Genomic DNA, 12,860 nt, shown 5'->3' on the forward strand with positions numbered 1-12,860 from the left:
GCTACTGGCCTGACTCTCTGCGTTGGCGCTGTGCCGCTAAATTGTACAATGTCTCTTCATTTGCCCGGATGGCATCATACCAGCGCTTGGCAATGAATTTCTCCCCTTCTGTATTCGGGTGCAGCGCGTCATAGGTATAGGCACCCGTGTTAAAGCCTGCGTTCACGTCAACTACGATAACCGGAGATTTTTGAGTTGAAAGTCGTGTTGCCAGCGCTGGTAACAGGGATATAAAGTGCTGGGTAGAGTCAACGTTGGCGTACTGCGCAGGTATAGGGGTGATCTTGGCCAGCAGGATCGCAACGTTCTCGTTGTCGGCGCGCAGCTGCCCGATGATCTGCTCAATTCGCTTGATCGTGCCGTCTGTCGGCTTGCTGTGGATCATGTCGTTGGTGCCGAGGTGCATCAAAACAGCATCCGGGGTATAGCCCTTCAGCCAATCGCTTAGCTTGCCCTTGTCGCGCTTGTACTGGGTCGGTTTTTCGTAGCCGTTGAGCATATCGCTGGTATTCCAGCCCCAATGCCCCTCATGTTTGTTCGTGAAAGTCTGCCCTTTGTAGGTTTGTCCCATCACCGGAGAGGCCACGTCAGCACCATGCTCCGTATTGGGGGCATTGCGGTACCAGTTGGTGTCCATGGAGCCTACAAACTCAAATTTAACCCCGGCATCTACCAGCATCTTCCAGAGTTCGTACCGGTAACTGGGGTTAACCTCCCCGCCCTGCGTAATCGAATTACCTAAAGGCATAATCCTGAGCGATACCGCTTCCTGCTGCGGCTCTATCTCTTCCTTGGTTTCGTCGTCGGAACAGGCTGTAAAGAATAGGGTAAACGAAAGAAATAATAAGTATCTAAAGTTGATCTTAGGTGTCGAAAACATAACGTGTAATGCAAATGCTTAATAAGGTAGGCACAGTGGCTAAAAACGAGAAGAATGAAATTCGGTTGCATTTAGTTAGTGTACGCCTCCTCATTATTGTCCAATTTTATGAATACGGAGCACGTACCGAACGGTACAAACGAAACACCGGAGGAAGGTTTAGCCTTATCAAAAAGACTCTTATATTTGCTTCTTCAACTAGCGTGGGGAAATTGATTTTATCGGCTTAGAAAAGGCGGTAAAATCAGATCCCTGAAACTAACTATTTAAATACTGACCTACATGACGACAAAATCATCGAAAATCATCTATACCATTACAGATGAAGCGCCAGCTTTGGCAACGCGCTCTTTCCTGCCGATTGTACAGGCCTTCACCAAGGCTGCCGACATCGAAGTAGAGACCAGAGACATTTCCCTGGCCGGCCGTATCATCGCCGCGTTCCCGGAGAATCTTTCTGAGGAGCAGAAGCAGTCGGACGACCTGGCCTACCTGGGCGACCTGGCCAAAACGCCGGAGGCGAACATCATCAAGTTGCCAAATATCAGTGCCTCCATTCCGCAGCTGGCAGAGGCGATCAAAGAATTGCAGTCGCAGGGTTACAACATCCCGGATTATCCGGCCGACCCGAAAAATGATGCTGAGAAAGATGCCAAGGCACGCTATGCCAAGATTTTGGGTAGCGCCGTAAACCCGGTGCTGCGCGAAGGAAACTCAGATCGCCGTGTGGCAGACGCCGTGAAGCAGTACGCCAAGAAGCACCCACACTCGATGGGCAAGTGGTCCTCTGACTCTAAAACGCACGTAGCCCACATGACGGGCGGCGACTTCTACGGCAGCGAGCAATCTGTGGTAGTAGACAAAGCGACGGATGTGCGCATCGAGTTTGTTGGCGCCAACGGCGAGACCAAAGTATTAAAAGACAAAGTGGCCCTGAAGGCCGGCGAAGTGATGGACTCTTCGGTGATGAGCCGCAACGCGCTGCGCTCGTTCCTGGAGAAGGAAATTGCAGAGGCGAAAGCGCAAAGCATCCTGCTGTCGCTGCACCTGAAAGCCACCATGATGAAGGTGTCTGACCCTATTATGTTCGGCCACGCGGTAACGGTGTTCTTCAAAGACACGTTCGCCAAGCACGTCGCTACCTTCAAGGAAATTGGCGTTGATCCAAACAACGGACTGGGTGACGTATATGCAAAAATCCAGAACCTGCCAGCTGAGAAGCGTGCCGAGATCGAAGCTGACCTGAAAGCCGAGATGGCGCAGCGTCCTGAACTGGCGATGGTAAACTCCGACAAAGGCATCACCAACCTGCACGTGCCAAGCGACGTGATCATCGACGCCTCTATGCCAGCGGCTATCCGTTCTTCCGGCCAGATGTGGGGTCCGGATGGCAAACTGCACGACACGAAAGCGATCATTCCGGACCGCTCTTACGCGCAGATCTATCAGGAAGTGATTCAGTTCTGCAAAGAGAACGGCGCTTTCGACCCGACGACCATGGGCACGGTGCCGAACATTGGTCTGATGGCGCAGAAAGCCGAAGAATACGGCTCGCACGACAAGACGTTCGAAATGGCGGAAGCTGGTACCGTGCGGATAGTTGACGCAAATGGTAACACGCTGATGGAGCAGAAAGTGGAGCAGGGCGATATTTTCAGAGCCTGCCAGACAAAAGACCTTCCGATTCAGGACTGGGTGAAGTTGGCGGTTACAAGAGCCCGCATCACGAACACACCGGCCATTTTTTGGCTGGACCCGCAGCGCGCGCACGACGCCAACCTGATCCAGAAAGTAGAGAAATACCTGCAGGACCACGACACCAACGGATTGGAGATCAAGATCATGTCGCCGGTAGAAGCCATGCGCTATACCTGCGAGCGTGCCAAAGCGGGTAAAGACACCATCTCGGTAACCGGTAACGTACTGCGTGACTACCTAACGGACCTGTTCCCGATCATCGAGCTGGGCACAAGCGCCAAAATGCTTTCGATCGTTCCGTTGCTGGACGGCGGCGGTTTGTTCGAAACCGGTGCGGGCGGTTCTGCACCGAAGCACGTGGAGCAGTTCGTAGAAGAGAACTACCTGCGTTGGGATTCGCTGGGCGAGTTCCTGGCACTGGCGGTATCTTTAGAAGACCTTGCTTACAAGACCAAAAACGAGAAAGCAGAAGTACTGGCAGAAGCCCTGAACAAAGCCAACGCTGAGTTCCTGGAGAAAGATAAGTCTCCGGCCCGTAAAGTTGGTGGTATCGACAACCGTGGCAGCCACTTCTACCTGGCCATGTACTGGGCACAGGCACTGGCCGAACAGACGAAGAACCAGGAACTGAAAGACCGCTTCACGAAGCTAGCGCAGGAACTGACCGACAACGAGCAGAAGATCGTAGACGAGCAGATCGCAGCCCAAGGCAAGCCGGTTGAGATTGGCGGTTACTACCACCCGAACGAAGAGAAAACCAGCAAAGCCATGCGCCCAAGCGAGACGCTGAATGCGGCTTTGGCTAACTTCTAAGAAGTAGAAAGTATAAAATAAGAAAGGCTGCCTGAGAAATTGGGCAGCCTTTTTTGCGTTTATAGACCGATTATTCGTTTTTGGCAGGTATAGGTATGCGTTTTAAGGTATAGGAGGAGGGTAATCAAACAACTAAAATCTAACGTCTCATTTGCTTACCTTTGAAGGGAAGGTATAGCCAGCTACATAAAGTAAAGCGGCCACCTGAGAAGCAATAATGGAAGAGCAATACCCCCCGTTCGAACCTTTCGACAGCACAGATGACCCAGAGTCGCTCTTTGCTGCACACCTTGCTTCTCAACCACAGCTGGCCGGAGCTACTTCCGATTCAAGAACGATCATCGTGATCGGAAGGCACCGTTATTATAATTTATTCAGTGCCCAACTCGTCTCCTGCAGCCTGAGCAGCACAGGTGAGTTAAAAGCACCCTTCACGGTACTGAACCCACTCGAACTGGTGTGGCGAACCGAACAGCCGGATGAATTGAAATTTTACAGTGCCATTGCCCGCTTTCAAAGTTTCTACGAAAAGTCAGCTGCTGATACAGCCAGTTTAAAGGCACTTGTGCGCAACCCACTGCGGTATACCTTCTACCTCCATGACAGCGAGGTCTCTGAGAAAATAACGACACGTTCCACCACACCTGTTCAGGTTACCCAGCCGAAAATAGACTTTAAAGTTCGCATTGGCCTGAGTAGCGACGTGTTCAGCGTAACAAGTGATCTGTTCATAAACGGTACCTACTTTTCCCTGAATCGCATCAACGTTCGGTATGGCCATTTTCTGGTGGCAGATGATGCCTGGTACCTGTGTTCCAATCCACAGCTTCCTTCGGTGGTGGGCTATTTTAAAAGGCAGGACACCGAGCTTCAGTTGCCGCACGATACCTTTTTGCAGTTTCAACAGCAGGTGCTGTCCAAAATGGAGTCGCATGTGCCGGTGGAGCATACCTACCTGAAACCTGCGAGCAAGGCTCAATTAAGGAGCAAAGGCTTTAACGAGCCGCCGGAAAAGGTGCTATACCTGATTGAGTCAGAGAACTACGTGCTATTGCATCCTTTCATGCGCTACGGCGAAATCGAGATTCCCCTGCTATCGAATAAGCTGATCTATGATCAGGATGATAAGGGACGGCCTTTCTATGTGACGCGCAATGACGAGGCAGAGACAGCCTATACAAAGCTGCTGATACAGCAGCACCCGCACTTCTGGGAACAGCTGGAAAACATGCTCGATTACTTTTACCTGCACAAGACCAGGTTCCTGGACGAGGCGTGGTTCCTGGATGCCTTCGACAACCTGGCTGCGCATGGTGTTACCATTCTGGGCTTCAACGACCTGCAGGGGAACAAGCTCAACCAGCACAAAGCCACCGTTGCCATACACGTAGACAGCGGCCTGAACTGGTTCAATGTAACGGTTCAGGTAAAATTTGGCCGCAAAATGGCTTCGATCAAGCAGCTGAAAAAGGCGGTCGTGAACAAGAGCAAGTACGTGCTCCTCGACGATGGCACCATGGGCATTATACCTGAAGAGTGGCTCCAACGACTTCAAGGCTACTTTGAAACAGGAGTGGTAGTGGAAGAGGAGCTGCAGATTGCTAAAACCAACTATGCGGTACTCACGGAGCTGTTCGAGGACTACATGCTGGATGAGCAGGTGCACAAGGAATTGTGGTGGTACCAGGCGCAGCTGAGCAACGTAGAGAACATGGCCCCCACACCTGTGCCGGAAGGGCTGCAGACCACACTTCGTCCTTACCAACGGCAGGGCCTGAGCTGGCTCAACTTATTAGACGACCTGCAGTTTGGCGGCTGCCTCGCCGATGACATGGGCCTGGGTAAAACAGTCCAGATCATCGCGTTTATGTTGTTGTTACGGGAGAAGCGGGAGCGACAGACGCATCTGCTGGTCGTGCCTACCTCGCTTATACCGAACTGGCAGGCGGAACTGCAACGGTTTGCCCCATCACTGCAAGCATGCATCCACCACGGCCCGGGTAGAGAAAAGGGTACGGATACTTTTCAGGAGTACGATGTGGTGATCACCACCTACAATACTTTGCTCTCCGACATCGTTTTTCTGAAGAAGTACAGATTTGGGTATGTTTTCCTGGACGAGTCACAGAACATCAAGAACCCAAACTCACAGCGTTACAAGGCTGCCTGTCTGCTGCAGTCGCGCAACAGAGTAGTGCTTACAGGAACACCTTTCGAGAACAATACCTTCGATATTTACGCGCAGCTTTCCTTTGTTAATCCTGGCTTACTAGGTACCAGAACCTACTTCCGGAACACCTATTCCATGCCCATCGACAAGTTCAAGGACAGACGAAGTGCGCAGGCCCTGCAGGAGAAGATCGGCCCGTTTGTGCTCAGAAGAACAAAGGCCGAAGTAGCCAAGGAGCTCCCCGACAAAACGGAGATGGTTCTTTACTGTGAAATGGGGGAGGAACAGCGCAAGGTATACGATACCTGCGAGCAGGAATTCAGAGACTACATCAATGCCAACGGGGAAGAGGAACTGACCAAGCACCCGATGCACGTGTTGCGGGGCATCACCAAGCTGCGCCAGATCTGCAACTCCCCCCTGCTCACAGGCGATGCCAAGCTGTTTACGGATACATCTGCTAAGATACAGGTGCTGCTGCAGCAGATCCGGAATGTAGTGCCTCATCACAAGGTGCTGGTGTTCTCGCAGTTTGTAGGTATGCTGGAGTTGATCAGGAAGGAGTTGGTGAAAGAAAACATCCGGCACGCATACCTGACGGGCAGCACCCGCAACAGGGGCGAAGTAGTGGACCGGTTCCAAACTGAGGAGGCGATACGGGTATTCCTGGTGAGCCTGAAAGCGGGCGGAACAGGACTGAATCTGACTGCAGCCGATTACGTGTTTATCGTGGACCCGTGGTGGAACCCAGCGGTGGAGAACCAGGCCATTGACCGAAGCTACAGAATCGGGCAGGACAAAAAAGTAATTGCCGTGCGGCTCATCTGTCCCAACACGGTGGAGGAGAAGATCCAGGTCCTGCAGCAGAACAAATCCAAACTCGCTACCGATCTGGTAACGGCCGATAACAGCTTTCTCCGATCACTCACCAAAGATGATTGGCTCAACTTAAGCAGCAATGGCAGCAGCTAATCGAAACTGAGCCAACCGCCAGAGAATCCTCCTTAGGTATAACCCACCCGCCGCTGTGCTATACCTGCTCCATCAGCATGTAACCTTTCCTGCAAAAGCTTGTTACACACCAAAGGTAAACGAGCAACTATGGCATATAACAATACTTCAGATGCTCCACTTATAGTATTGGCAGGTGGAACCGGAGATCTTGGCGGACGCATCGCCAAATCGCTCCTGGAGAAGGGAGCTCAAGTGAGAGTACTCGTCCGGCGAGATAGTGAGGCCGCTAAAGTAGATGCTTTGCGACAGGCTGGCGCTATTATGTGTGAAGTCGATTACCACAATGCTGCAGCTCTAATAAAAGCCTGCGAGGGTGCAGCATGCGTAGTGTCTGCCTTGTCGGGCTTGCATTATGTGATGGTAGGTATACAGACCTTGCTATTGAGAGCAGCCGTGGCGGCGGGTGTGCCCCGCTTTATACCTTCCGACTTTGCGATTGATTTCACAAAGCTGCCTTCCGGCAACAACCGCAACCTGGACCTTAGGAAAGAATTCAAAGAGCATCTGGACAAAGCCCCCATAGCGGCCACTTCTATCCTAAACGGCATGTTTACCGACCTGCTCACCGGGCAGGCGCCCATTGTGCTCTTTCCACTGAAGCGCGTGATGTACTATGGTAATCCGTACCAACTCATGGACTTTACTACAATACAAAATACAGCCGACTATACTGCCGCCGCCGCACTTGACCCCTCCACACCACGCTACCTGCGCATCGCAGGTGATGTATTGAGTGCACGTGGTTTGAAAGATGCTGCCAGTGAGGCTACCGGAGAACAGTTCAGCTTGTTTCGGGTGGGCGGCTTAGGCTTGCTTAATGGTATAATCAAAGTCACCAAAGCGCTTACGCCTTCAAGTAATGAAGTCTTTCCGGCATGGCAAGGCATGCAGTACATGCGCGATATGTTCAGCGGATTGCCCAAACTGGAGCCCTTGGATAATGACCGCTACCCTGAGATCAAATGGACCAGTGTGGCGGAGGTGCTGGCGACAAAGCAATAAGCTCCATCGCACGGCATTTGAAGCAGCAATTTTACATCACCAGGAAGTACTGTAAACCAAAAGCGGCAGCCCATACAGGCTGCCGCTTTTAATTATAAGGTATAGCACCTGGGCTTAGTACCCAAATACCTCCTCTAATGACAATTGCTTCACTTTGCCGTATTTCTCCAGCTCTTTGAAGTTCAATCGGTCTTTCGAGCCGATCACCAGGATCGCCTGTGGCTGGCCGCTCACAAACTGCTTCTGGAATTGCTGCAGCTGGTCGAAGGTCAGGCTGTTGGCGCTTTCATACACGTCCTTGCGGATGTCGTAGTCCAGGCCGAGGCGCTTGGCACGCTCGTAGTCGAACAGGATAGAAGATTTGGTGATACGCTCCGAAGAGATGCTGTTTCGCAGCGAAGCCTTCGCCAGGTTGAAGTTCTCATCGGCTAGCGGCATGTTCGTCAGGAGTTCCTGCATACCTGCCATTGCCTCCGGCAGCTTGTCTGACTGCGTGCCGATGTAGGACATGATGTAGTTCGAGCGGTCCTTCTTGGCCGCTGTGCTGTAGCTGGAGTAAGCCGAGTAGGCAAGCGCCTTCGACTCACGCAGCTCCTGGAACACGATCGAGCTCATACCCGCGCCGAAGTACTGGTTGTACAGACGGATAGTCGGCACCATGGCTTTGTTAAAGGCATCAGCTTTTGTCAGGAACATCAGTTCAGCCTGCACCATGTTGTAGTCTACCCAGTATACGGTCGGTTGCTTGATGTCGAGTTCAGCGTATACCTTCTCAGCCGGAACCGGCTTCAGTTTGGCTGGCACAATGTGACCTGCGTTAAGCGTTGTTACCAAAGCATTTGTTTCACGTGGGCCATAGTACAGTACACGGTGCTCGTAAGTAGGGATGCTCTTGATGATGTTCACCAACTCCTGTGGCTTTACGGCCTTCAGCTCTTTCTCCGACAGCACAGAGGTAAACGGGTTCTTCGGGCCGTACTTGGCGTAGTTCACCAGCGCCTGGTTCAGGATCACGCTTTTGTTCAGCTTCGCATCGTTGCGGGCCTTCAGTATACCTTGTACCATGTCGTCCAGCGCCTTCTGATCCGCCTTCGGGTTCTGCAGCACGCTCTCAAACAAAGTCAGCGCCTTTTCAAAGTTCTCATCAAGGCCAGACAGTGAAACGTATACCTGATCGCCAGAGGCAGACACGTTGAAAGAGGTGCCCAGCTTGTAAAACTCCTTCTTCAACTCTTCCGCCGTATACTTATCATTGCCCAGGAACTTGAGGTAGTTCACGGCCATACCCAGTTTCGGGTCATTGTCACTGCCCATGTCCAGGATGTAATACATCTGGAACAGGCCGTTTTCGCTGTTCTTCGTGTACAGCAGCGGGATGTTATTCTTCAGTTTGGCCTCTTTGATGTCTGTCTTGTAGTCAACAAACACAGGCGAAAGCTCAGAAGCCTCTTTGGCCATGAACGCACTGTAGTAGGCTGACTGCGCCTCACGGTTTACAGGCACTGGCGTGATCGTCGGTTTCTCAACTTTCTGGCTGGCGGCATTCTTATCATTGCGCTTGTATACCTGTACATAGTTGTTGTTGAGGTATTTATTGGCAACGGCCATCACATCCTGCTTCTTGATCTTGGCAAAGTCCTCCGGACGCTTTACATAATCCGCCCACGGAATGTCATAGATGAAAGCGGTCACGAAAGCGTCGGCACGGTCTGAGTTGCGCTCGTAGGAACGCATCAGGCTGATCTTGTTGTCGTTGACGATGGCCGGGATCAGGTCGTCGTCGAACTTGCCTTGCTTCACCAGCTCTACTTGTGCCAGCAGCATGTTCTTCACTTCATCCAGGCTTTGGCCCTGACGTGGCGAACCACCCAAAAGGAACACCGAGTAGTCTTTCATTTGGTTGTCGTAGCCATACGCCTGCAACACTTTCTGCTGCTGGTTCAGGTTCAGGTCGATGAGGCCAGCCTGTCCGTTGTAAAGGATGTTGCTGATCATGCTCAGCACCTGCGCATCGCGTGCGCTCATACCCGGGAAGCGGTAAGCAATTGAGATGTTCTCAGCGCTCGGTCCAGAGACTTCTTTCACGATGGGCTGTGCGATCGGCTTTTCCTGTGCTACCGTGAAGGTAGGAGCCGTGCCAGGCTTCAGTTTGCCGAAGTGTTCGTCGATCATGCGGATCGTTTCATCAAAGTCAATGTCACCGCTCAGCGCGATGGCCATGTTGTTCGGCACATAATAAGCATCAAAATACTTCTTGATCTCTGTGATCGAAGGGTTCTTCAAGTGCTCGATGGTACCGATGGTAGTTTGCGTACCGTACTGGTGCGTCGGGAACATGGCCGCGTTCATCGTCTCCATTACTTTCCAACCGTCGTTGTCAAGGGTACGGTTCTTTTCTTCGTATACCGCCTCCAGTTCTGTGTGGAAAAGGCGAGGCACCAGTTCACCGAAGCGGTGCGCCTCCAAAGCCACCCAGCGCTCCAATTGATTGCTTGGGACGTCATTGGTATAAACCGTCTGCTCCACCGAGGTATAGGCATTTGTGCCTTTTGCGCCAATCGCGCCCAGAATCTTGTCATACTCATTGGCCACGGCATAAGTCGCGGCTACACCCGAGATAGAGTCGATCTGGTGGTAAATTTTCTTGCGCTGTGCCGGGTCAGTGGTGTTGCGGTGCTGCTCGTACAACGCCTCGATCTTGTCAAGCTCGGCCTTTTCTTTCTGCCAATCCTGCGTGCCGAGCTGGCTGGTGCCTTTGAACACCATGTGCTCCAGGTAGTGGGCCAAACCCGTGGCATTCGCCGGGTCGTTTTTGCTGCCGGCACGTACCGCAATGAAAGTCTGCACACGTGGCGCGTCTTCATAGTCCGTCAGGTATACCTTCAGGCCATTGTCCAAGGTATAGACGCGGGCGTTAAGCGGGTCGTTTGGAGCGGCCTCATACTTATACTCCTTCTGCGCTGCCGTGGTCTCAGGGGTGGCAGACTGCGATTGATACGTTTCGTTCTTGCATTGTGTGAGCGTGAGCGCCGACGCAACCAGTAACAACGATAATCCTTTTTTCATGGGTGTGACGTTAGGTATAGGATAAGGTATAGCACAACAAAAAGGCCGAGACACGAAGCTTCCGGAAAGAAAGCTTCATGACTCACCTTGTGTTTTAATTATAACTTTACAAATATAAAATTATTTCTGAATTAGAAATCAGTGTCGAGGCCGAAACGCTGCTTTAAATCGACGAGCACCGGGTATTTCTCGGCCAGGTAGTTGAATTTGTCCTGCGAGGTATATAATTTGTTTCCTTCCTGCACCTCTATTACCTCAGCCCGAAGCTTGATGCTGCGGTTGCCGGTTTCCTTTTTCAGTTCCCGCAGAATCTCCGGACGCATGCTCGTGAACTGGTCCATCATCACGTGGTTCTCCAGGTGCAGCACAATCTCGTTGCCTTCCCCGATGTGAAACTGGCGGTTGAGCAAGGTATACTCCATCATGTTCTCGCCTTTTTTGCGGCGCACGATAGCGTGCCATACTGTATTCAGACGGGCTTGGTCCAGTGGGGCGGCGACGCCATAAGCGGATTCGTCCTCTTCCTCGGCTACGGCCACCTCGGCCACAGCTGCAGGAGGGTTCTGCAGGTCCTTGAGACTGGGTAGCTTACCGAGCTTCTTTTGAGGCGGCACAGGTATAGACGGCCGTTGCATGGCAGGTGCCGGGGCGGCCTGCGCAACCGGGGGCGTCAGGTGCGCATCTGGTGTTACCTGTTGCTGCTTCGGGAGCTGCTGCAGTTCCTGCGACGGTACATGGCCGGCCTGGTGTGGCTGCTGCAGGCTCTCCGAAGGGATGGTCGTGCCCTGCTGCTGCATGGCCGCCGAAGGTATAAGGGGGGCACCAACTGATTTGGTAGCGGCTGGTGCCGGGGCTGCTACCTTAGCTTTTTTTAACTCTGCTCCCTCCTGCGCAAAACTAAAGGCCGCGTTCAGGTGCGCCATCTTCATCAGGCACAGCTCCACATGCAGGCGTTGGTTTTTGCTGCTCTTGTAGTTGGTATCACAGGTGCTCACCAGGTTCAGGCCCGAAAGCAAAAACGACACAGAGGACTTCTGCGACTGCTCGGCATACCGGGTCTTGATGTTGTCCGATACCTCGAGCAGCTGCACCGTCTGCGCATCTTTGCATACCAGCAGGCTGCGGAAGTGCTCGCCTATACCTATCAGGAAGTTGTGCGCATCAAAACCGTTCTTCAGGATCTCATCGAACAGCAGGAGCGAGCCAGACAGGTTCTGCTCCAGCAGGTGGTCCGTGAGGCGGAAGTAGTAGTCGTAATCCAGGATGTGCAGGTTCTCGACCGTGGCCCTGTAAGTCACGTTGTGGCCCGAGAAAGTCACCATCTGATCGAAAATCGATAAAGCATCGCGCAAGGCACCATCTGCTTTCTGCGAGATCAGGTGCAGCGCGTCGGGCTCGGCCTGTATGTTTTCCTTCTGGGCGATGTTGCCCAGGTGGCGTACCATGTCTTCGATCCGGATTCTGTTGAAATCGAAGATCTGGCAGCGCGACAAGATGGTCGGGATAATCTTGTGGCGCTCGGTGGTCGCCAGGATAAAGATAGCATAGGCAGGCGGCTCCTCCAGCGTCTTCAGGAACGCGTTGAAGGCCTGGTTCGAGAGCATGTGCACCTCGTCAATGATGTAGATCTTATACTTGCCGGTCTGCGGCGCGTAGCGCACCTGCTCCACCAGGTTGCGGATGTCCTCCACGGAGTTGTTGGAAGCGGCATCGAGCTCGTGGATGTTGAAGGAGCTGTTGGAGTTGAAGCTGCGGCACGATTCACACTCGTTGCAGGCCTCTGTTTCCGGGGTGATGTTCTGGCAGTTAATGGTCTTTGCCAGGATACGGGCACAGGTTGTCTTGCCCACACCACGCGGCCCGCAAAAAAGGAACGCCTGGGCCAAATGATGGCTGCTGATGGCGTTTTTGAGGGTGTTGGTGATATGGTGCTGCCCCACCACGCTGTCGAACGTGGCCGGACGGTATTTACGCGCTGATACTACAAAATTTTCCATTACCTACAAAGATAATCAATCTGATGCTCAGATGGGAGAGCTTTTTATACAGTAGTTTTCCCATTGTTTATCCACAGTGCCAGGAGAATGGGCGGAGGATAAGGTAGCAATAATTTGCTTAATTGCATCTAGCAGTGTCTATATATAAAATAAACTATGCGAGATGAAGATTCCTGCAGGCTTCTGGGCAGTGGACAAAATAAGCAATGTTGTATTGGTT

General features: G+C 52.4%; 6 protein-coding genes. 3 read left to right on the plus strand and 3 right to left on the minus strand.

Features of this window, described 5'->3' with window-relative positions:
- Position 1: 1 nt before the first annotated feature.
- The gene (locus Q4E40_RS18175) at positions 2-748 is read right to left on the minus strand and encodes an SGNH/GDSL hydrolase family protein (RefSeq protein ID WP_303414169.1); all 747 of its coding nucleotides are present in this window, start codon (positions 746-748) and stop codon (positions 2-4) included.
- Positions 749-1,162: 414 nt separating this feature from the next.
- Between Q4E40_RS18175 and Q4E40_RS18180 the strand changes: the two genes are divergently transcribed.
- The 3 genes from Q4E40_RS18180 to Q4E40_RS18190 all read left to right on the plus strand — a co-directional run bounded on the left by Q4E40_RS18180 (position 1,163) and on the right by Q4E40_RS18190 (position 7,577).
- A complete protein-coding gene (locus Q4E40_RS18180; protein ID WP_303414171.1) occupies positions 1,163-3,391 on the plus strand; it encodes an NADP-dependent isocitrate dehydrogenase in 2,229 nt (742 codons plus the stop codon).
- Positions 3,392-3,608: 217 nt separating this feature from the next.
- Positions 3,609-6,533 carry a DEAD/DEAH box helicase gene (locus Q4E40_RS18185; protein WP_303414173.1) on the plus strand — a complete coding sequence of 975 codons (2,925 nt, stop codon included), beginning with the start codon at positions 3,609-3,611 and terminating at the stop codon, positions 6,531-6,533.
- Positions 6,534-6,662: 129 nt separating this feature from the next.
- Positions 6,663-7,577 (plus strand): NmrA family NAD(P)-binding protein, encoded by a 915-nt coding sequence (locus Q4E40_RS18190; RefSeq protein WP_303414175.1) that lies wholly within the window; start codon positions 6,663-6,665, stop codon positions 7,575-7,577.
- A gap of 114 nt (positions 7,578-7,691) precedes the next feature.
- Here the strand turns inward: Q4E40_RS18190 and Q4E40_RS18195 are convergent, their stop codons facing one another.
- Entirely contained in the window at positions 7,692-10,643 is a 2,952-nt protein-coding gene (locus Q4E40_RS18195) for a M16 family metallopeptidase (RefSeq protein WP_303414177.1), read from the minus strand.
- A gap of 131 nt (positions 10,644-10,774) precedes the next feature.
- Positions 10,775-12,640: a DNA polymerase III subunit gamma/tau gene (locus tag Q4E40_RS18200; RefSeq protein ID WP_303414179.1), complete on the minus strand. Its 1,866-nt coding sequence runs from the start codon at positions 12,638-12,640 to the stop codon at positions 10,775-10,777.
- Positions 12,641-12,860 lie beyond the last annotated feature (220 nt).

It is taken from the genome of Pontibacter coccineus, from assembly GCF_030546575.1.
Classification (GTDB): domain Bacteria; phylum Bacteroidota; class Bacteroidia; order Cytophagales; family Hymenobacteraceae; genus Pontibacter; species Pontibacter coccineus.